The following is a 20,864-nucleotide window of genomic DNA, read 5'->3' on the forward strand; positions in this document are numbered from 1 at the left end:
CACAGCCTGTCCCTGGCCTATGTCGTATCCGATCCTACAATGGACTAAGTCCAAGTCAAGGTGAGCTCTAAAGCCACACCTGTTCAGAACCCGACTCCCGCCACTGTTAGGCTTGCCCCCATGAGTGACCTGCTGGAACGACTTCGCGGACGCGGCTGGCGCATGACTGCACAGCGGCGCGTCGTGGCCGAGGTCCTCGACGGGGATCACGTGCACCTGACCGCCGATGAGGTCCACGCACGGGCCGTCGCCAAGCTGCCCGAGATCTCCCGCGCCACCGTCTACAACACCCTGGGCGAGATGGTGACCCTCGGCGAGGTCATCGAGGTCTCCACCGACCGCCGGGCCAAGCGCTACGACCCGAACGCACACCGCCCCCACCACCACCTGGTCTGCGCGAAGTGTGGTGCCATCCGCGACGTACACCCGGCGGGTGACCCGCTCGCGGACCTGCCGGCAGGCGAGCGCTTCGGCTTCATGATCTCCGGCGTCGAGATGACGTACCGCGGCATCTGCCCGAACTGCGCCGCGGCCGCCTGACCCCAAGCACCCCCGCCTCCCCCCCCCGCCCTCACCCGACGTCCCGGTGAGGGCGTTTTCGTGCGGGCCCGGGCGCTCCCGGGACGAGTCCCCGCCCACGCGTTCCCCGCGCACCCCCTTCCCGAATCTGACGGGTCGTCATATCGTCATCGGCGATCACAGCCGCCCCCGCGACGGCTGTGCACCTCGATGTGCACGAGGAGAGACCCGTGGGAGACCCGCACCCGAACCCACCCCAGGCAACCGCGCCACCGACCACCGCCCCCAAACTCCGCGCCCGCTCCCTGTCCCGCTCCTTCGGGCGCGGCACCCGGGCCCTGGCCGCCCTCGGCCCCGTCGATCTCGACATCGCGCCGGGCGAGTTCACCTGCATCGTCGGACCGTCCGGCTGCGGCAAGTCCACCCTGCTGAGAATCGCGGCCGGACTCCTGCGCCCCAGCGCCGGTGAGCTGTCCATCCGTACGACGTCGCCCCGCCCGGCCGCGATGATCTTCCAGGACTACGGGATCCACGACTGGAAGACCGTTCTCGCCAACGTCCGCTTCGGCCTCGACATCCAGCGCGTTCCTCGCCGGGTGGCCGATGCCGGAGCACGCGACTGGCTGGCCCGGCTGGGGCTCGCCGACTTCGCGGGCGCCTATCCGGCCGAGCTCTCCGGCGGGATGCGCCAGCGGGTTGCGATCGCCCGCGCACTCGCCGTCGAGCCCGAGATCCTGCTGATGGACGAGCCGTTCGCCGCGCTCGACGCCCAGTTGCGCACGATCATGCAGGACGAACTGCTGGACCTCACTCAGACCACCCGCACCACCACCCTGTTCATCACCCACAGCCTGGAGGAGGCGATCGTGCTCGGGGACCGGGTGCTGGTGATGTCCGCCAGACCGGGCCGGATCATCGCCGAACACCGGCCGCCGTTCGCCCGGCCGCGCACCGGCGACATCCGCTCGCAGCCCGAGTTCACCGCGCTGAAGAGCGAGTTGTGGGAACTGCTGCGCGGCGAGGTCAGCGGAGAGGCGGCCGCAGTATGAGCACAGCCGTGAAGTCCACCACCGTCGATGAGCAGGTCCTGGTCCGCAGGCCGGGGCCGCAGGAACTCCATCCCGTACGCACCCACCGCAGGCGCCGCACCCTGGAGATCGCGCTCGCCGTCGCCGTACCACTGCTCCTGGTGCTGCTCTGGCAGCTGGCCGCCGCCAGGACCTGGATCGACGACCGCGTCTACCCCGCGCCCTCCACCATCTTCGCGGACGGCTGGGACCGCGCGGCCGACGGCGACCTGTGGCCCGACGTGTGGGCCACGCTCAAACGGGTCCTCGGCGGCTACGCGATCGGCACGGTCGCGGGCTACGCCCTCGGGCTGCTGATGGGTTCCCTCGCGCTCGTCCGGGCCGCGCTGGAACCGCTGCTCGACGCCCTCTACGTCGTACCGAAACTGGCGCTGCTGCCGGTCTTCCTCAACATGTTCGGCCTCGGCGAAGGGCCACAGATCGCCTTGGTCGCCACCACCGTCTTCTTCTTCGTCTGGATCTCGACGATGGCGGCCGTGCTCGCCGTTCCGGCCGGTCACCGGGACGCCGGGCAGGTGTTCGGCGCCTCGCCCTGGCAGATGTTCCGGCACATCCTGCTGCCCGCCTCGCTCCCCGCCGTCCTGGTCGGTGCGCGGATCGCGGCGGGAGTGGCGGTCCTGGTCATCGTCGCCTCGGAGCAGATCGCGGCGGCCGACGGACTGGGGCACCTGATCTTCGACTCCCGCGCCCTGTTCCAGAACGACGTGATGTTCGTCGGCATCGTCTGCGTGGCGCTGCTCGGCGTCGTCTTCTCCGAAGTGGTGCGGATCGCGGGCCGGCTGCTCACCCCGTGGGCCCCGCGCGACCGCGGCCGCAGCCAGTCGTGAACGGCTCCACCCGCTCCCCTTACGGAGGCACTGTGCATACACGTACCCCATTCACCTGCACCGTTGTGCTCGTGGCCGCGTCCCTGCTCGGCGCGGCAGGCTGCGCCGGAAACGACTCGTCGGACGGCGCCGACGCCGCGGACGCCGCGCCGCGCACCGTCAAGCCCGTCGCCGGCTGCGGCGCCGGCAGCTGGACCGACCCCTCGGACCTCGCGCCCGACCGCAAGCCCGCCCGCTGCGACAAGGGCGCGCCGGCCGCCCAGGCGCTCGCGAAGAAGCGGAAGATCACCGTCGCCACCGGCACCCTGAGTGCGGAGTATGTCGCTCCGCTTCAGGTCGCGGTCGCCAAGGGCGAGTTCGAGAAGGAGGGCCTCGACGTCTCCCTGAAGGTGCTCCCCACCCCGGACGCCCTGCCCCTGCTCGCCAAGGGGGACGTCGACGCGCAGTGGGCGGCGCCCGAGGCCGCCGTGATGAACGGCATCAACGGCGGCTTCGCCATCAAGTGGGTCGCTGGCAACTTCTCCCCCGACCCGAGCTCGAAGAGCGGTCTCTGGGTGCGCCTCAAGGACGGCGAGAGCGCCGGTCACGTGGACATGGCGGGGCGGAAGCTCGGCACGATGATCGGCAAGGGCTCGGTGATCGCGTACCCGATGGACACCTCGCTGAAGAAGCACGGCGGCGGGCTCGACAAGATCAGTTTCCAGCAGCTCGGCTCCGCGGACGTGCTCACCGCACTGCAGAACGGAGGCGTCGACTCCGCCTGGCTGCTCGACCCGATCTGGCGGAAGGTGGACGGCGACAAGAAGTACGCCTTCCTCGGCGGCCAGCCGGTGGGAGAACCGCTCGGCGGGCTGCTCTTCGGTCCCAACCTGCTGAACAAGGACCCGGACGCGGGCGTCGCCTTCCTCCGTGCCTACATCCGCACGGTGAACACCTACTTCACCGACGACTACAAGTCCGATCCCGCCTTCGTCGCCGAACTGGCCGGGCTGATGAAGACCGACGAGGCCACCCTGCGGTCGACACCGTCGATGCGGATGGACTGGGAGATCCGGAAGGGCACGACGGACCGGTTGCAGAAGGCCTATGCCGACTCGGGCGTCTCGGAGGGCACTCCGGTGCCGGAGGACAAGGCCGTGGACCGGGCGATGTACGGGGAGGCGGTGGGCCACAAGCCCAAGCCCAAGCCCTGAGTCGGACCGGCCCGTGCGGTGCATGCACAGAGGGTCGAATGCACAGAGGGCGGAATGCACAGAGGGCCGGATCCTTGAAAGGATCCGGCCCTCTGTCTTCAGTAGCGGGGACAGGATTTGAACCTGCGACCTCTGGGTTATGAGCCCAGCGAGCTACCGAGCTGCTCCACCCCGCGTCGTTGTGATCCCCACAGTACGTCACGCCCTGGACCAGCGCAAATCCCTTTTCCGGGCCCCGCCGGCGCCGGGCGCGGCGCCGGCGGGAGGCCCCGCAGCCCGCGCCGCACTCACTACGCGGTCAGCTCCTGGTGCAGCGCCTCGCGCAGCCGCGCGGCCCGCTCCGAGACCTCCGCGGGCCCCAGCTCGACGGCCCGCGCACACCACCGCTGCCCCTCGGTGAGCTCACCGCGGCGCGCGGCCAGCAGGGCCAGGCGCAGGGCGGCCCGCCCGTGCCCGTCGTCGGCGGCACGGCTCCACCACAGCGCGGCCTCACGCTCGCTGCCCTCGCGGGCCAGCAGCAGCCCGAGGTTGAAGGCCCCGTTGCGGCTGCCCGCCTCGGCGGCCTCCCGGTACCAGCGGGCCGCGCTCTCCACGTCCCCCCGGGCCGCGGCGAGCATGCCGACGCGCACCTGGGCGCGGCGGTGCCCCTGCTCGGCGGCGCGCTCGTACCACTCCTCGCACTCGGTCTTGTCCGGCATGGGCTCGCCGAGCGCGGGCGGGCCGGGCGGCGGCTGGCGCGCGTCCAGCAGCCCGGCCAGCCGGAAGGCGGCCTCCGAACTGCCGCCGCCCGCCGCGCAGCGCAGATGACGCTCGGCCTCGCGCTCATGGCCGTGGTGCAGCAGCGCCATGCCGACCTGGAGCGCCGCCTCGGTGTGGCCGGCCGCCGCGGCACGCTCGTACCAGAGCAGGGCCGTACGGTCCTCGTCCCGCCCCGCGTGCAGGATGCCGAGGTTGAAGGCTGCGTCGACGCTGCCGGCCTCGGCCGCCTTGGAGAACCAGGGCTCCGCACCCGTCGCGTCGCCAGCCTGGAGCAGGAGCACGGCCAGCGCGTTGGCGGCCTCGCGGTGGCCCGCGTAGGCGGCGCGCCGGTACCACTGCTCGGCCTGCGGCGTACGGTCCTGGGCCGCGCAGAGCAGCCCGAGGTTGTACGCACCGTTGACGTCGCCCGCGTCCATCGCCGCGCGGTACCAGCGCTCGGCGGTCTGCTGCTCGCCCCGGGCCGCGTGCAGCGCGCCGAGTGCGTTGGCTGCGTTGCCGTCGCCGTCCTGGGCGGCGCGCAGCCACCACACGGCGGCGCTCTCCTGGTCGCCCGCGTCGCGCAGCAGGAAGCCGAGCGCACAGGCGGCCCGCGCCTCGCCGGCCTTGGCGGCGATGAGGTACCAGCGGCCGGCCTCCTTGAGCTCGCCGCGCTGTTCGAGGATGGCTCCGAGGTGCAGAGCGGCACGCCGGTGTCCGCGGGCGGCGGACTGCCGGTACCACTGCTCGGCCTCGCCCACACGTCCCGCGTCGGGGCCCGCGACCGGGCTGTCGCCCTTGCGCACGGCAGCACCGCGCGCTCCGGCGCCCGTCTCGGACTCGGGTCCGGTACGGGGCCCCAGGCCGGGGCGGCCGAACGCGTCGTGCGCGTCGTCCGTCGCGTTGCGCTCCAGCGTGCGCGCCAGCCGGTACGCCGCCTCGCGGTGGCCCTGCTCGGCCGCGGCGCGCAGCCAGCGCTCGGCACCCACGTCGCTGCGGTGTTCGAGCAGGTCGGCCAGGGCGTACGCCCCCAGCGCGTGGCCCTGCTCGGCGGACTGGCGCAGCCAGTATTCGGCTCCGGGCTCGTCACCGCGCTCGCGGTAGTGGCGCCCGAGGGCGTGCGCGGCAGCGGCGGAACCGGCGACGGCGGCGATTCGCCACCAGCCGGCAGCCTCGTCCGCGTAGCCGCGCTGATGCAGGAGGACGCCCAGGTTGTTGGCCGCGGCACGGTCGCCGTCGGCGGTGGCCGCGCGCAGATAGGACTCGGCGCCGCTCAGGTCGCCCCGGCGCAGCAGCAGCGCACCGAGAACGCTCATCGACGCGGTGTCCCCGGCGTCGGCGGCACGGCGGTGGCGCGCCTCGCTCTCGGCGTTGTCCGCGCTCGCCGCGGTCTCCGCACTCTCGGCGTTCTCCACGCCGTCGGCGGTCTCTGCGGTCTCTGCACTCTCGACGGTCGCGGCACACTCCGCAGTCTCGGCGGTCTCGATGTGGTCGTTGTACTGCGCGGCCGCAGCAGCAAATGCCACATCCGCCATTTTTTCCGCCGGATGGACGCGTTGCTGCACAAACCGCCCTGTCTCCAACAGAGTTGCCCTGTCCCCCATAAATACCATCGTCGCACCACCCGCAACCCGCGTACACCTGGTATATCGCGGCCAGTGAGGTCACTTCAGCGTTTTGTCGACATGCCCACAGAGAGACAAGTCAAACACGCTCGTGCCCAACTCGCGCTCCACGAACCGCACTTCACGCAGACTGCACAAAAAAGCCACCACGACATGACGAAGGCCCGGATCCCCTGGAGGATCCGGGCCTTCGTGTTTCAGTAGCGGGGACAGGATTTGAACCTGCGACCTCTGGGTTATGAGCCCAGCGAGCTACCGAGCTGCTCCACCCCGCGTCGTTGTGTTCAAACCGTACCACGACGCGGGGGTGAAGCTTTACCGAGTTACTCAGCCACCGCTGTCGGCGCTGGCCGACGCCGCCGGCTTCTTCGATTCATCCGCTGCGCTCGGACTGCCGGACTTGGGCTGGGCCGCGGCTGCCCGCTCCAGCGCGTCCTGCAGCTCGTCCTGGGCCTTGCCGTAGGCGGTCCAGTCCTGTTCCTTCAGGGCCGTCTCACCTGCCGTGTAGGCCTTCTGCGCATCGGCGATCGCCTTCTTCAGCGCGGCGTCGCCGGTGGCCGGCGGCTCCGTGGTGTCGCCCGGCGGTTCCGTGGTGTCGGCCGGTGGCTCGGTCGTATCGGAGCCGTCCACCCCGAAGACCGCGTTGAGCGCCTCCCCGAGGCTGTTCTCAAAGACGATCTTCGATCCGTACGAGGCGGCGACCTTGCGCAGCAGCGGATAGTTCTGCGTGCCACCGCGCGTGTACACCGGCTCGATGTAGAGGAACCCTCCTTCGAGCGGCACCGTGAGCAGGTTGCCGTACTCGATGTCGGAGTCGGTGCCCTTGAGGTTTCTCACGAACTCTGCGACGTCGTCGTTGCCGTTGAGCTCACTCTGTACCTGGCCGGGGCCCTTCACCGTGGTGGTGACTCTCAGCAGCCTTATCGTGCCGTAATCCTTGCTGGCCGCATCGGCGTCGACCGCCATGAACGCCCCGAGGTCGGGTCGCCCCTTGGGGGTGAACGTCGTCGTCAGCGAGAACTTCTGAGCCGTCTGGTCCGGCATCTTTATGCTCAGGTAGTACGGCGGAACGGCACCGGACTCCTTGTTGGTCGGATCGTCCGGGACCTGCCACGCGTCACTGCCGCTGTAGAACTGCGCGGGGCTCGTGACGTGGTAGCGGGTGAGCAGTTCGCGCTGCACCTTGAACAGGTCCTGCGGGTAGCGCAGGTGGTCCATGAGGTCCTGCGGAATGTCCGCCTTGGGCTCCACGGTCCCCGGGAACGCCTTGCGCCAGGTCTTGAGGACCGGGTCCTCGGTGTCCCACTCGTACAGCGTGACCTTGCCGTCGTACGCGTCGACGGTGGCCTTCACCGAGTTGCGGATGTAGTTGACCTGGTTCTGCTGGGCGACGACCGCGCGCTGGTTGGTGGTCAGCGAGTCGGCCGTGGTGTCCCCGAGCGTCGTGCGCGAGGCGTACGGGTAGCCGTTGGTCGTGGTGTACGCGTCGACGACCCACTGGATCTTTCCGCCGACCACGGCCGGGTAGGCGTCGCCGTCGATGGTCAGCCAGGGGGCGACCGCCTCGACGCGCTCCTTGGGCGTGCGGTTGTAGAGGATCCGCGAACCGTCGCCGATCGCTCCCGAGTACAGGATCTGCGGCTCGCTGAACGCCACCGCGTAGGCGGCGCGGTTGAACGCGCTGGAGAGACTGACGCCGCTCTTGCCCTTGTAGCTGGTGGTCTTCTCGCCGTCCTCCTCGTAGTCGAGCTCCTTCTGGGGCCCGCCGACGATGGAGTACTGCTCGGTCTTCTCGCCGTAGTAGATCTCCTGCTGGTACTTGCCCAGCTCTCCGGTGGTCGGCAGACCGGACTCGATGAAGTCGGGAGACCCCTTCGGGTTGGTGCCGGTGGTGGTGCCCAGGGCGGCGATCGCACCGTAACCGTGGGTGTAGGTGAAGTGGTCGTTGATCCAGTTGCGCTTGGGGATGCCCTGGAGGTTGAGCTCGCGCAGACCGATGACCGTGTCCTGCTCCTTGCCGGTCTCGTCCTTGTAGCGGTCGACATCCAGCGTCTTGGGGAACTGGTAGTAGTTCCTCTTCTGCTGGAGCTGCTGGAAGGCCGGGGAGACGACGTTGGGGTCCATCACGCGGTAGCTGGCCGCAGCGTCCGCGCTGGCGCGGAGCTTCGTGTCGTCGTCCGTGGTGGACTTGCCCGCGTAGTCGGTGACCTTCGCGTCATCGATGTCGTAGGCGTCCCGCGTGGCCTTGATGTTCTTCTGGATGAACGGGGCTTCCTTGGCCTGCTCGTTCGGCTGGACCTGGAACTTCTGCACGATCGCCGGGTAGAGCCCGCCGATCAGGATCGCGGAGAGGACCATCAGCCCGAACCCGATCACCGGAAGCTGCCAGGTGCGGCGCCAGAGCGTCGCGAAGAACAGCACGGCACAGATCGCGGCGATGCAGAACAGGATGGTCTTCGCCGGCAGGTAGGCGTTGGCGTCCACGTACCGCAGGCCCGTCCAGTTGTCCGTGGCCTTGAAGTCGCTCGACTTCACGGCCAGACCGTAGCGGTCGAGCCAGTACGCCACGGCCTTCAGCGCGACGAAGATGCCGAGCAGCACCGAGAGATGACCGGTGGCCGCCCCCGTCGCCCGCGCGCCGGGGCTGGTGATGCGCAGCCCGCCGTACAGGTAGTGGGTGAGCGCGGCGGCGATCAGCGAGAGCACCGTCGCCGCGAAGCCGAAGCCAAGCAGGAAGCGGTACCACGGCAGGTCGAAGGCGTAGAAGGACACGTCCAGGTGGAACTGGGGGTCCTTCTGACCGAACGACACCCCGTTCACGTACATCAGCCAGGTACGCCACTGGCCTGAGGCGGACGCTCCGGCGATCAGACCGACGAGCGCGGTGATCGCGAGCAGCACCCACTTCTTGTACGGGGCGAGACTCATCCGGTAGCGGTCCAGGCTCTGCTGCTCCAGCGACATCGCGCTCAGCGGCGGCCGGAGCCGGTGCGCGAGCCAGATGTTCACACCGATGGCGAGGGCCATCAGCAGTCCGAAGACGAGGAACAGTCCGATCTTGGTCCACAGAGTGGTGGTGAAGACGGATGAGAACCCGACCGACCTGTACCAGAGCCAGTCCGTCCAGAACCCGGAGAACATGACGAACGCCATGGCGAGGATCGCCAGGACGCCGAGTGTCATGAGCAGGGTTCGGGCGCGCCGGGACGGGCGGCCGACTCTGATCCGTGGCCCGGTCGGGCCTCCGCCGCGGTCCGGCATCTGGAAAGCCAACGTGCGCACCTCGAAGTTCGCGGTCGTGTGGAGCGGGCCCAGCGATCGTAGAGCCCACCTATGCAACTTACTGAGGCTTTACCTAGTTCCCGTTCCCGGGGCGGAAGGAGGCAGGATGTTGTCCATGCCCAACGTTTCCCCCTCAGGCCCTCCGATGGCCGCGAGCCCGCTCACCGTCGCCGTGCTCGAAATCGACGAGTACATCTCCGGCCTCGGCTGGGACCAGCCCGCCCGGCTCTTCGCCCTTGTCGACACCGCACGGCTGCGGGTCCAGGAGCCCGGACTCGCCGCTCAGCTCGGCCTCGACGACGGCGGCTCGAAGACCGCCGCACTCACCCCTATCGAGCAGGAGGAGCTTCCCGCAGGTACCGCACTGGACGAGTTCCTCGCCACGATCGCCTGGCCCGACGCCGTCGTCGGGTGCGCGATGACGGTCGAGCGGCTGATGCTGCCGCCGTCCGCCGAGGCCTCCGTACCGGAAGGTCTCAACGACGCCCAGCTGACCAAGTGGGTGGCCAAGCACCCCGACCGGCAGGAGGTGCGGATGACCGTGGCGGTCCTTCGGGACGGCGCGCGCGAGTCGGCCGTACGCCTGCGGGAGAAGGACTCGCCCAACGACGTGCTGACCGGCGCCGGCCTGGTGCCTGGGCTGGCCGAGGCGCTGGCCGCGACCTTCGAGTCCTGACCCCGCCGTCCCGCCCCCGTCAGGGACGCGGTCAGCCTGCCGAGCAGCTCGGCAGTGCGGCCGCGTCCCCGGTGCGGATCCGCTCCAGCGACTTCTTGGCGTCGTCGATGGTCTTGACCTTCACCAGCGTGAGTCCGTCCGGGGTGTCGGAGGCGGCCGCCTTGCAGTTCTCGTCGGGGGTCAGGAAGTAGCGTGCGCCGGCGTTGCGCGCGCCGACCAGCTTCATGTTGATCCCGCCGATCGGTCCGACCTTGCCCTTGTCGTCGATCGTCCCGGTGCCGGCGATGAACTTTCCGCCTGTCAGCTGGCCCGGTGTCAGCTTGTCGACGATGCCGAGGGAGAACATCAGACCGGCGCTGGGGCCGCCCACGTCGGCGAGCTTGATGTCGATCTCGAACGGGAAGGTGTGGTCCGTCCCCGCCTGGATGCCGACGATCGCCCGGTTCTCCTTGGGGGCCTTCTCGGTGGCGATGGTGATCTTCTCGGTGCCCTCGGGCACCTTGCCGGCCTTCTCGGCCGCTGCTGCGGTCTTGGCCGGGATGACCGTGAACGTGACGTCCTGGCCTGGCTTGTGCTTGGTGACGAGTTTCGCCACGTCCTCGGGCTGCTTGACCGCGGTGCCGTCGACGGCCTTGATCACGTCGCCCGCGTGCAGCTTGCCCTGTGAGGGACTGTCCTTGAGGACCGTGGAGACCACGACCCGCGACGACACCGGGATCCCCAGCTCCGTGAGGGCCGCGACCTTGGCGCTCTCCTGGGACTGGCTGAACTCCTCGGCGTTCTCCTGCGTCGACTGTTCCTCGGTCTTGCCGTCCGGGTACAGCGTGTCGTGCGGCACGACCACACTGTCGTGGCCCAGCCATCCGTAGACGGCCTCGACGAGGTTCATGTGATAGTCGGCGCCGGTGACCCTGACCGTCGTCATGTTGAGATTGCCGGTGGTCTCGTACGTCTTGTGCCCGGTGATCTGCAGAACGGGTGCACCGTCCACCTCGCCGAGTGTGTTCACGGTCGGCCCGGGGGACATCTCCGAGTACGGCACTTTGATCAGCACGCCTGCGCAGAGCAGCGCGATCAGGATCAGGGTGGAGGCGAGCATCGTCGCGGTGCGGCGTGGCATGGAACGACAGTACGGGAAGGGCCTGTCAGTGCACCGCCGGGGCCGGTCCGTACGTGGGCCGCGGCCGGGCGCGGCGAGGGCGCCGGGCGGTAGCGGGGACGGCTACGGACTGCGGATTGGCGACTGCGTACGGCAGGTGTGGCGTCAGACGTTCGATATCTGCTCGGCCGGTTCGGAAGTGGAGTGCGAACGCTCCATCGCTTCACGGAACCGGGCGTAGCCGGCGAGCTCAGTGACGTCGCCGGTCGTGCGATTACGGGCGGCCCAGCTCCCCCATATCGCGGCACCGAGCGCAGCGAAAAGCGGAATCAACAACCAGGCGAGTGCTGCCATGACGACCTCCCTGCCCCATGAGCGACCGCAACCGAATGATCAGCAGATTAACCATCTGCAGAAACAACGCTCATGGCAGGGGTGTGGTTACGCAAATCGGGGTGGATGTCCGCCAGGACGGTTTGCGCTCAGCAAGCGCCGACCCACTCCTCCGTACCGTCGGAGAAGCGCTGGTGCTTCCAGATCGGAACCTCGTGCTTGAGGTCGTCGATGAGCTTGCGGCAGGCCTCGAAGGCCTCTGCGCGATGCGGGCAGGAGACCGCCACCACCACCGCGAGATCGCCCACCTCCAGTTCACCCACACGGTGGACAGCGGCCAGTGCCCGGACCGGGAACCCCGCGACGACCTTCTCCGCCACCCGGCGCATCTCGTCCTGCGCCGAGGGGTGGCACGAATAGCCCAGCGCCCCGACGTCCTGGCCGCTGTCGTGGTTGCGCACGGTGCCGACGAAGAGTGCGGTGCCGCCCGCCGCTTCGTCACCGACCGCGCGGAAGACCTCGTCCACGGACAGGGGTGTGTCGCGGATCTCCAGCAGCCGGATGGGGTCCTGTGCCGCCTGCTCGCCGGGGTGGTCATACGTGGGTGCCATGGCGACCATCGTGCCGTACCGCTCCGGCATCGCGGAATACGGCTTTCACCCGGCGGGGCGCCGGGCGCCTTGGAGCCTCCTACAGCCGCCGGCCCCGGAGCCACCCGCGTGGCGGGTGCCCACCGGACGGGCCCCGGGCCTGTCCGGCCACCGGACCAGGCTGCGGGCCTGTCCGGTGGCCTAGAAGCGGCGGCGGGCCTTGCGTGCGCGGCGTACCAGGGCGGCGGTGCCGAGCAGCGCCACGGTGGCGCCGGCGGCTCCGGCGGCGGTCGCGTCCTTACGGCCGAGCCGGCGGCCTGCGACGGTGTGGCGTCCCTCGACCTCTTCGAGGAGCGCCGCGAGCACCTCCTCGTTGGTCCAGCTCGGGCGCCACCCCACATCGTGCAGCCGGCTCACGCTCACCACCCAGGGATGCATCGTGTACGCCAGGTCGCCCGCCGGCGACGGGGTCAGGCCGATCCGGTGCAGCCGGGCCGCTGCGCCGAGCGCGACGGCCGAGGGCAGCTCCATCCGTCGGACGCCGCTGAGCTCCTCGACCTCCGCCTGTTCGAGCCAGCCGTCGCAGCCGACCGCGAACTCCCCGTCGATCTTCTCCAGCGCGGCGTACTCCAGCGCCGTGACCAGGTCCTCGACGTGGCAGAACTGCCAGGTGGGACGCGATCCGGCGACAACCAGGAGGCGCGGCGACTCGAAGTAGCGGGTCAGCGCCGTGTCCGTACCGCCGACGAGCACGGTGGGACGGACCACGGTGACATGGAGTCCGGGGTGGGCGCGGGGTGCGCGGCGGCCGAGCCGTTCGATCTCCAGCAGATCACCGACACCGGTCGCCTCGGCCGTGGCGCGCAGCTCGGCGTCCTCGGCGAGCGGGACGTCGTTGTCGGGCAGCGCGCCGTAGACCATCGCCGAGGTGCACAGGACGACGCGGTGCACGCCGACGGCCGCGGCCGCGGTCAGCACTGTCTGGGTGCCGCGCACGTTGTAAGCGGTGCGGGCGGCGGGATCGGTCTCCAGGTCGAGATCGAGCGCCAGGTGCACCACCACGTCGGCGCCGCGGAGCTTCTCCGCGATGGCGGGGTCGCGCACGTCGAGGATGTGCCAGGTCGCCTCGGAAACCTCTCCGCGGCGCTCGTCGATGGCGATGACCTGCTTGATCTCCTCGGAAGCCGCCAGGCGCGCGGTAAGGAGCTCACCGACACCCGTCGCGGCTCCGGTGACGGCCACGACGGGGCCGCGACTTCTGGAGCCGCTGCGGACGGCCTGGTGCTCGGCCTTGTTCTCGGGCTTGTTCTCGGCCCTGTTCTCGGGCTTGTTCTCGGGCGATGGGTCGGCCAGGTTTCGCGCTGCGCGAACCTGAGGATCTGGGGAACTCACCGGGCGTCTCCAGCGGTTGTCTTCAGTACGTACCCGAATGACGCGTACGTACCAGGTGGCGTCCATCCTGCCGCAGGCCGGGAGCAGGCGGAGCACTGAGGCCCCGAGCGGACTTGGTGTCTACGCTGGATGGTGATGTCGGGCAGTCGCCGTCGGTTCGAGCCGGCGGCCCTACGAGCCGAGGAAACCCGTGAGTGACACCCCATTCGGATTCGGCCTTCCGCCGGAGGAGCCGGACGACGGCGACAAGGGCAAGAAGAACGACCCCACCGGAGGTGGGCAGGGTTCGGGCGGTCCGACGAACCCGTTCGGCTTCGGCCCCGGCGCGGGCGGTGACAACCCCTTCGCCGCGATGTTCGGCTCCATGAACCCGAACGACCTGGGCGCCGCCTTCCAGCAGCTCGGCCAGATGCTGAGCTACGAGGGCGGTCCCGTGAACTGGGACATGGCCAAGCAGATCGCCCGCCAGACGGTCTCGCAGGGCACCCAGGACGGCACCAAGGACGCGAGCGTCGGCCCGTCCGAGCGTGCCGCGGTCGATGAGGCGCTGCGCCTGGCGGACCTCTGGCTCGACGGCGTGACGTCACTGCCGTCCGGTTCCGTCTCCACCGTGGCGTGGAGCCGTGCCGAGTGGGTCGAGGCGTCCCTCCCCGCATGGCAGAAGCTGGTCGACCCGGTGGCCGAGCGTGTCGGCCTCGCCATGGGTGATGTGCTGCCCGAGGAGATGCAGGCGATGGCGGGCCCGCTGATCGGCATGATGCGGTCGATGGGCGGCGCGATGTTCGGCCAGCAGATCGGGCAGGCCGTCGGCGTGCTCGCCGGTGAGGTGGTCGGTTCGACCGACATCGGGCTGCCGCTCGGGCCGGCCGGCAAGGCCGCGCTGCTTCCGCTGAACGTCGAGCGGTTCGGCAAGGACCTGAGCGTGCCGCAGGACGAGGTGCGGCTGTACCTTGCCCTGCGCGAGTCCGCTCACCAGCGGCTCTTCGCCCATGTGCCGTGGCTGCGCTCGCATCTGTTCGGTGCGGTCGAGGGCTATGCGCGCGGCATCAAGGTCGACACCAGCAAGCTGGAGGACGTGGTCGGCCAGTTCGACCCGTCACAGCCGGAGCAGCTGCAGGACGCCCTTCAGCAGGGCATGTTCCAGCCGGAGGACACCCCGGAGCAGAAGGCGGCCCTGGCCCGCCTGGAGACGGCGCTCGCGCTGGTCGAGGGCTGGGTGGACGCCGTGGTCCACGAGGCCGCGAAGGCCCGGCTGACCTCGGCCGACGCACTGCGCGAGACGATGCGCAGGCGCCGTGCCTCCGGTGGTCCCGCCGAGCAGACGTTCGCCACGCTCATCGGGCTCCAGCTGCGTCCGCGACGGCTGCGCGACGCCTCGCGGCTGTGGGCCTCGCTCACGGACGCGCGGGGTCTCGACGGCCGCGACGCGCTGTGGGAGCACCCCGACATGCTGCCCACCGCCCACGATCTGGACGATCCGGACGGTTTCGTCCACCACGAGCAGCTGGACTTCTCCGAGCTGGACAAGATGCTCGGCGAGGCGGCGAACGGGCCTCAGAAACCCGCTCCCGGCCCCGACGGCGCGACCGAGGACGGGCCCGAGGACAGCGAAGGCAAGGGCGACACCGACAAGTGAGCCTGCGCGACGACGCCGTTCTCGTACTGAAGAACTACCGGAACGGACCGGACGGGACGGACCCGTCCGACGACGCCCGGCCGGACGGCACACAGGAGGAGCTGCGCAGCGCCTACCTGGACCATCTGGCACTGCATCCCGACGGCATGTGGAAGGCCTGCGGGACCGGGCATCTGACGGCCAGCGCCCTGGTCGTCGACCCGGAGCGCGGAAAGGTGCTGCTCACCCTGCACCGCAAGCTGCAGATGTGGCTGCAGATGGGCGGCCACTGCGAGCCGGGCGACGCCACCCTGGCCGCCGCGGCGCTGCGTGAGGCGACGGAGGAGTCCGGCATCGTCGGCCTGACCCTGCTGCCGGGCGGCCCGGTGGTACTGGACCGCCATCCGATCCCCGCTCCGTGCCACTGGCACCTGGATGTCCAGTACGCGGCGCTGGCGCCGTCGGGGTCCACGGAGCGGATCAGTGACGAGTCGCTCGATCTGCGCTGGTTCGCGTACGACGAGGTCGCCGGGGTCGCCGACTCCTCGGTGGTCCGTCTGCTGGAACGTACGCGCGCGGCCCTGGACGGCGGCCTGCGGTAGGAAGCGCGACGGCATGGGTAAGGGGCGGCCTCCCAGGAGACCGCCCCTTACCGCGCGCTTCACCGCGCCCCTCTCACCCCTCGTACGCAGAGGTGGTGGCGCGCTGCTCAGTTCCAGGCGTTGTTCTGGTTCTGGGCGTGGGTCCCCTGCTGCCCCATGCCGTACTGGGCGCGCAGACCCTGGCCGATCTGGGCACTCTGCGGGGGCAGCACCTCGCTCGGCTGAACGAGGGCGAAGCCCTGGCCGAGGAAGCTGAGCTCCCAGCCCTCGCCCGTGTTGCCACGCCGCCGGAAGACGCCCGAGGAGTGCGTCTGGGCCTGCATCTGCACCCGCAGGGAGCTGGACCAGGCGACGATCGCATCGGCGTCGGCGTTGACGTACTTGTCGGGCGTGACCTGCATCATCAGCGGCTGGCCGGAGGTCATCAGCGCGACCTTGCCGGTGCCGGAGATGTTGAGCTGGTACTTGCCGGTGCCCGAGATGCCGTACTGGCTGTCCACCGCGATGACCTCGGTGTGGAGGGACGAGTCGAGCGCCAGGACATAGGCGCTGTCCACCGTCAGACCGTCGCGGTCGACGTCCACCACGTGGACGTACTGCGCGAGGTTGGCGAGGTAGACCGTGCCCTGCCCGGAGCAGCGCATCAGGTCGAGGCCCTCACCGGTGGTGGCGCGGGCGCGGCGCTGTCCGTGCGACTGGTACTCGCCGTCGAACTCCATCAGTCCCTGGTACGCGACCATGGCCCCCTTGCGGGCGAGGACGTCGTCGTGACCCGTCAGCGAGACCCGCAGGAGCTGCGGGTTCTGCACCGTGTAGCGCTCCTGGGACTGCTGTTCCGTGAAGCTGAAAAGCGGACTCTGCATGGTGTGTTCTCCCTCCCCGTCAGTTCCGGACGCGCAGGCGGTCGGTACTGTCCTCGCTCGGCTGGACGACGACGATCCCCTGGCCCGAGAAGGCCATCTGGAACGCCTCGCCGCTGCCCCGCCCGATGAGCGAGGAGGCCTTGAAGCTGCGCTTGCCCTTCACCTTGAGGTTCGGGGACCACGCCACCAGGGCGTCCGGGTCGACGTACGTCTCGTCCTCGCCGCGTCCGCAGTCGACGACGATCGGCGTGCCGCGCGAGGTGATCGCGACCCAGCCGGTGCCGGAGATGCAGACGTTCCACAGGCCCTGGCCGGCGAACTTGGCCAGCCCCTTGACCCTTTCGACACCCCAGGTGAGGTGGCCGTCGAAGGCGAGGACGTTGGTGCCGTTGACCGAGAGGGAGTCGTTGTTGAGATTGACGACGACCACATCGGCGCCGTAGTCGGCGAGGTAGAGCAGCCCGTCACCGGCGCACTTCATCAGGGGTGCGCCCTCGCCGGTGATCCACTGCGAGGCGATCTGGCGGACGGCCGGCGGGTTGGGCTCGTACTGGATGAAGCCCTCGTACGCCACCATCGAGCCGGTGCGCGCGTACAGGTCCTGCCCGGTCGCCATGGCGACCTTCAGCATCGAATGGCCGTGGTTCTCCATCCGGGCCGTGACGGGGGTCGGGGCGTAGCCCGCGAGTTGCTGATTCATGACGGGCTCCCTCAGACCTCGTAGGGCTGGACGACGATGAAGTTGCCGGGGGCGCCCCGGAACTGGAGGTTCACGGTCTCTCCACTGTGTCCGGGGTAGGCGTTGCGGCGCAGCCGGACCTGGCTGGAGATGATCACCTGGGACGCGGCCGACCACGCCACGACGGCGTTGCAGTCGGCAAAGGTGGTCGGGGTGACCGGCAGGACGACGGGGACACCATGGGTCTTGACGACGATGGTGCCGGTGCCCTGGAACTGCATGGTGAACAGCGCGCCGCCGGGGATGCCGTGACCCTCGATCCTGCGGACCTCGTACTGCAGCGACTCGTCGAAGGCGAGGACGCTCTCCGCCGAGACGCAGATGCCGTCGCCCTGGAGCTCGATGGCGTGCAGGTGGGAGCCGTCCTCCGCAAGGAAGACCTGTCCTCGGCCGGTACAGCGCATCAGCTGCATTTCCTGACCGGTGGCGTTGCCGACCATCCGGCCCGCGAAACCCGCGCCCTTGTAGCCGAAGTCGACCTTGCCCTGGTACATCACCATGCTGCCCTGCCGGGCCAGCACTCCGGCCCCGCCCATGGTGAGGTCGACGCGCATGAGCTGCTGGTTCTGCGGCGTCCACCGCTGACCGGTGGCCGTCTCCTTGTACGGCTGGAGCGCGGCCAGAAGACCCGCCCCGGCCTGTGGCACACCCTGCGGCACTCCTTGAGGCATTCCGGGCGGCTGCTGCCCGAACGGGACCGGGGCCGGCTGCCCGTACGGCGCGGGGGCCTGCTGCCCGAAGGGAGCGGGCGCCTGGGCCGGGACCTGCCCGAACTGCGGCTGCTGGGGCGGCTGCCCCGGCTGCCCGTACGGAGCGGGCGCGGGCGGCGGCGGAACGCTGCCGCCCTGCGGGGCCAGTGGCGCCGCTATGGTCGGCGCGGCATGCATCTGCTGTTGCTGCGGCGAGGGCGCCGGCGCCTGAGCAGCCGGTGCACCGAAGGACGGCGCGGGCTGCGGGGCCTGCGGCGCGGCCGGGGCTCCGAACGAGGGCGGAGGCGCCGAAGCCTGGGCAGGCGGAGCGAACGACGGGGCCGCGGCCTGGGGCTGGGGAGCGGCCGGGGCCTCTTCGGCAACCTCGCCGCCGAAGTTCTTCAGCAAGGAGTCGAGCCCGCCGTCGAAGCCCTGGCCGACAGCGGCGAACCGCCAGACGTCCTTGAGGTAGAAGTCGCCCAGCATCACCGCGCGCTCAGTGGTGAACTCCGAGCCGGTGAAGGCGTACCTGACGACTTCTTCGCCGCCCGCGACGATCCGGATATAACCGGGACCGACCTGCGACATCTGTCCGGCGCCGTCCAGCGTCGCGGTGAAGGACAGCTTGTGGATGTTCGCCGGAATGCGGTCCAGAGTGACACGGAACGACTCCGTGTCACCTGCCTGCGTGCCGAGGAGCTGAATGGACTCCTCGGGCGATTTCGGCTGATTGAAGAAGATGAAATAACGGTCGTCGGAGAGCTGCTCATTGACATCGAGGCCGAAGCAGCTGATGTCAAAAGTCAGCCCCGGGCCGGCGATCTGCACACCTACGTACAGGTCCGTCCCCGGCGTGAGATCGCTGATCTTGGCCTTGTGGCCGCGTTGGAATTCCCTGGCCATGCGTAACGACCGTCCCCCATCCGGAAGGTGAATGCGTCGCGTCAGGCTAACCGCAAACTCCGGCATTGGGCCAAGCCGGTACAGACCCGGTACAAAATCGCGAACGTCACTCGCCGCGCGCGGCGGGCAGGTGGGGCAGCCGGTCGGCCGCCACCACCCCTTCGAGATAGCCGCGGGCCCGCTCGGTACGGGGGTAGGCGTCGAGGAGCCGCCAGAACCGCGGTCCGTGACCGGGCACCAGGAGGTGGGCCAGCTCGTGGACCAGCACATAGTCGACGACGTACTCCGGCATGCCCTGCAGCCGGTGCGAGAGCCGGATGCTGCCCTCGGCCGGGGTGCACGACCCCCAACGGGTGTTCTGGTTGGTCACCCACCGCACGGAGACGGGCCGGGCCCGGCCCTCGAAATACTGGGCCGACAGACGCTCGGCCCGCTCGGTGAGCTCGCTGTCGCCGAGGATCCGCTTGTTCTCCTGAGCGGCGAGCTTGTCGAGCATCACGCTCACCCAGCGCTGCTCCTCCGCCTCGGACATCCGGGCCGGAATCAGCACGATCGTGCGGTCGCCCTCGCGGTAGGCGGAGACCGTTCTGCTGCGGCGGGCGCTCCTGCGAACCTCGACCGCACTCGTCGCCGAGGCACGGGTCGGATGATCGGCCGCACTGCGCCGGCGGGTTCCGGCGCCGCGCGCGGAAGTCTCCCCGGCGAAGCCGGGTGACGAGTCGGCGGGCACGCCACGACGTTACCCGCTGTCAGTGGGGGAAGTCCCGCCTCCGGGACGGTTCACACATGATCCACCCCATGGCTTGCACCATTTGAACGACTAATACCCCCGCCTGTGGATAACTTTTCGCACCGCTCCGCGCCTCGCCCCATTCTGGCAATGGATCTCACACAGCCACTCAGACCGGGGGGAAGCCTTGCATCCGATGTTGAAGCCCGCACTGCGCCGCGCATGGCGGGGCAGCGGCACCGTGCAATTCGGCGTGACACCCGCGCATGCCGTCAAGGTCGGCCCGATGGATATCGCGACGGGCTGTTTCCTGGAACTCCTCGACGGGACGCGCGGGATGTCCCTGCTGCGCGAAGAAGCCAGGGCCCTCGACCTGAATGATCATCAAGTGGACACGCTCGTGGTGCGGTTGATGGATGCGGGACTCATCGACGACGTGCGGGCGGGCGGTCCGGAGGCCGATGCGTTGAGGAACCGGGGAGACACGCTGGAGCGCCACCGGCCCGACCTGGCGTCACTCTCAGTCGTGCATCCCGAGCCGGGAGGAGGAGTGCGTCGGCTGGCAGCGCGCCGTTCCATGCGCGTCCAGGTGCGGGGAGCGGGACGGGTCGGTGCGGCGATCGCGGCGGTGCTCTCCGGGGCCGGCGTGGGCCGGGTCGAAGTCCTCGACGGCGGATGCGCCGAACCGTGCGATGTCTCGCCCGGCGGCCTGCCGGCCTCGGCGGTCGGCGAGCGCCGGGACTCGGCGGCGCGGCAGCTCGTCCGCCGCTCCTCCCCCGGTCCTGCGCCTCGGGCCGTGCAGACGGCGGCCGGATGTGCGAGCGGTGAGCCCGGCCTGTCCCTGATCGTCGTCGCCCCTCGCGACGGCCTGTCCGTCTACGTTCCCGACGCGGGCACCGCCGAGCCGTGGATCGCGTCGGGCACACCCCATCTCTATGCCGGGGTCATCGAGGCAACCGGGTTCGTGGGACCGCTGGTGCTGCCAGGAGGCACGGCCTGTGCGGGCTGCCTCGATCTGCACCGGCGGGACCGGGACCCTCAGTGGCCGCGGATGCTGGCTCAGTGGCAGTCCGGGCGGCGCACTGCCGTGCAGGCGTGCGACCTGGGACTCGCGACGGCGGTGGCAGGGCTTGCGGCGTCCCATGCGCTGGCCTTCCTCGACGGCGAGCTGCCGGCCAGCACCGGGGCCCGCTGGGAGGCCGCACTGCCGCTGTTGGACTGGCGGTCCGAGCAGATCGGGGCGCACATCGACTGTTCCTGTGGAGCGGGTGGGCAGACTGAAGGGGTGCGCACCTCCGAGGTCGGCACGGCGCACGACACAATGGCCAGGTAACCGCCGCACGCAGCGCGGCAGTCTGGGATTT

18 protein-coding genes and 2 tRNA genes are annotated in these 20,864 nt (G+C 69.9%); 8 read left to right on the forward strand and 12 right to left on the reverse strand.

Annotation, left to right across the window (positions count from 1 at the left end):
• The first annotated feature begins 120 nt into the window (after positions 1–120).
• The 4 genes from ACIOEW_RS25185 (at position 121) to ACIOEW_RS25200 (ending at position 3,627) form a co-directional block, all read left to right on the forward strand.
• The gene (locus tag ACIOEW_RS25185) at positions 121–540 is read left to right on the forward strand and encodes a Fur family transcriptional regulator (RefSeq protein ID WP_326738631.1); all 420 of its coding nucleotides are present in this window, start codon (positions 121–123) and stop codon (positions 538–540) included.
• A 209-nt stretch (positions 541–749) separates the two neighbouring features.
• Positions 750–1,568, forward strand: a complete 819-nt coding sequence (locus ACIOEW_RS25190) for an ABC transporter ATP-binding protein (protein WP_362545381.1) — start codon at positions 750–752, stop codon at positions 1,566–1,568.
• Positions 1,565–2,434, forward strand: a complete 870-nt coding sequence (locus tag ACIOEW_RS25195) for an ABC transporter permease (RefSeq protein WP_362545384.1) — start codon at positions 1,565–1,567, stop codon at positions 2,432–2,434. The genes ACIOEW_RS25190 and ACIOEW_RS25195 overlap by 4 nt, the downstream gene beginning before the upstream one ends.
• A gap of 71 nt (positions 2,435–2,505) precedes the next feature.
• Complete coding sequence (locus tag ACIOEW_RS25200) at positions 2,506–3,627, forward strand: ABC transporter substrate-binding protein (protein ID WP_401966099.1); 1,122 nt, start codon at positions 2,506–2,508, stop codon at positions 3,625–3,627.
• Between the two features lie 102 nt (positions 3,628–3,729).
• Here the strand turns inward: ACIOEW_RS25200 and ACIOEW_RS25205 are convergent.
• The 4 genes from ACIOEW_RS25205 to ACIOEW_RS25220 form a co-directional block, all read right to left on the reverse strand.
• Positions 3,730–3,803: transfer RNA gene (locus tag ACIOEW_RS25205), tRNA-Met, on the reverse strand.
• Between the two features lie 114 nt (positions 3,804–3,917).
• Entirely contained in the window at positions 3,918–5,975 is a 2,058-nt protein-coding gene (locus ACIOEW_RS25210; protein WP_401966101.1) for a tetratricopeptide repeat protein, read from the reverse strand.
• Between the two features lie 213 nt (positions 5,976–6,188).
• A tRNA-Met gene (locus tag ACIOEW_RS25215) sits at positions 6,189–6,262 on the reverse strand.
• A 52-nt stretch (positions 6,263–6,314) separates the two neighbouring features.
• A complete protein-coding gene (locus tag ACIOEW_RS25220; protein WP_401966182.1) occupies positions 6,315–9,248 on the reverse strand; it encodes a UPF0182 family protein in 2,934 nt (977 codons plus the stop codon).
• A gap of 127 nt (positions 9,249–9,375) precedes the next feature.
• On the opposite strand from ACIOEW_RS25220, the gene ACIOEW_RS25225 reads away from it, so the two are divergent.
• Positions 9,376–9,945 (forward strand): PPA1309 family protein, encoded by a 570-nt coding sequence (locus ACIOEW_RS25225; protein WP_362545392.1) that lies wholly within the window; start codon positions 9,376–9,378, stop codon positions 9,943–9,945.
• A 31-nt stretch (positions 9,946–9,976) separates the two neighbouring features.
• Here the strand turns inward: ACIOEW_RS25225 and ACIOEW_RS25230 are convergent, their stop codons facing one another.
• The 4 genes from ACIOEW_RS25230 to ACIOEW_RS25245 all read right to left on the reverse strand — a co-directional run bounded on the left by ACIOEW_RS25230 (position 9,977) and on the right by ACIOEW_RS25245 (position 13,359).
• Positions 9,977–11,065 carry a PDZ domain-containing protein gene (locus ACIOEW_RS25230; protein WP_362545394.1) on the reverse strand — a complete coding sequence of 363 codons (1,089 nt, stop codon included), beginning with the start codon at positions 11,063–11,065 and terminating at the stop codon, positions 9,977–9,979.
• A 144-nt stretch (positions 11,066–11,209) separates the two neighbouring features.
• Complete coding sequence (locus ACIOEW_RS25235; protein WP_401966104.1) at positions 11,210–11,398, reverse strand: hypothetical protein; 189 nt, start codon at positions 11,396–11,398, stop codon at positions 11,210–11,212.
• A 128-nt stretch (positions 11,399–11,526) separates the two neighbouring features.
• Positions 11,527–11,988, reverse strand: coding sequence for a molybdenum cofactor biosynthesis protein MoaE (locus ACIOEW_RS25240; protein WP_362545400.1), 462 nt, complete (start codon positions 11,986–11,988; stop codon positions 11,527–11,529).
• Between the two features lie 180 nt (positions 11,989–12,168).
• The gene (locus ACIOEW_RS25245; RefSeq protein ID WP_401966106.1) at positions 12,169–13,359 is read right to left on the reverse strand and encodes an SDR family oxidoreductase; all 1,191 of its coding nucleotides are present in this window, start codon (positions 13,357–13,359) and stop codon (positions 12,169–12,171) included.
• 190 nt (positions 13,360–13,549) lie between these two features.
• Here ACIOEW_RS25245 and ACIOEW_RS25250 point away from each other — a divergent pair, with 190 nt between their 5' ends.
• Positions 13,550–14,995: a zinc-dependent metalloprotease gene (locus tag ACIOEW_RS25250; RefSeq protein ID WP_401966108.1), complete on the forward strand. Its 1,446-nt coding sequence runs from the start codon at positions 13,550–13,552 to the stop codon at positions 14,993–14,995.
• Positions 14,992–15,576 carry an NUDIX hydrolase gene (locus ACIOEW_RS25255; protein WP_362545409.1) on the forward strand — a complete coding sequence of 195 codons (585 nt, stop codon included), beginning with the start codon at positions 14,992–14,994 and terminating at the stop codon, positions 15,574–15,576. Before ACIOEW_RS25250 ends, ACIOEW_RS25255 begins: the two co-directional genes overlap by 4 nt.
• A 107-nt stretch (positions 15,577–15,683) precedes the next feature.
• Here the strand turns inward: ACIOEW_RS25255 and ACIOEW_RS25260 are convergent, their stop codons facing one another.
• The 4 genes from ACIOEW_RS25260 to ACIOEW_RS25275 form a co-directional block, all read right to left on the reverse strand.
• Positions 15,684–16,439 (reverse strand): AIM24 family protein, encoded by a 756-nt coding sequence (locus tag ACIOEW_RS25260; RefSeq protein WP_401966110.1) that lies wholly within the window; start codon positions 16,437–16,439, stop codon positions 15,684–15,686.
• Positions 16,440–16,458: 19 nt separating this feature from the next.
• Positions 16,459–17,139, reverse strand: a complete 681-nt coding sequence (locus ACIOEW_RS25265) for an AIM24 family protein (RefSeq protein WP_250967767.1) — start codon at positions 17,137–17,139, stop codon at positions 16,459–16,461.
• An 11-nt stretch (positions 17,140–17,150) separates the two neighbouring features.
• Positions 17,151–18,770 (reverse strand): TerD family protein, encoded by a 1,620-nt coding sequence (locus tag ACIOEW_RS25270; RefSeq protein WP_401966112.1) that lies wholly within the window; start codon positions 18,768–18,770, stop codon positions 17,151–17,153.
• A 106-nt stretch (positions 18,771–18,876) separates the two neighbouring features.
• Complete coding sequence (locus tag ACIOEW_RS25275; protein ID WP_362545418.1) at positions 18,877–19,500, reverse strand: M48 family metallopeptidase; 624 nt, start codon at positions 19,498–19,500, stop codon at positions 18,877–18,879.
• Between the two features lie 187 nt (positions 19,501–19,687).
• Here ACIOEW_RS25275 and ACIOEW_RS25280 point away from each other — a divergent pair, with 187 nt between their 5' ends.
• On the forward strand, positions 19,688–20,833 hold the full coding sequence (locus ACIOEW_RS25280; protein ID WP_362545421.1) for a ThiF family adenylyltransferase: 1,146 nt from the start codon (positions 19,688–19,690) through the stop codon (positions 20,831–20,833).
• Positions 20,834–20,864: the final 31 nt, after the last annotated feature.

This window comes from Streptomyces sp. NPDC087901 (assembly GCF_044742205.1).
In the GTDB taxonomy this organism is placed as follows: domain Bacteria; phylum Actinomycetota; class Actinomycetes; order Streptomycetales; family Streptomycetaceae; genus Streptomyces.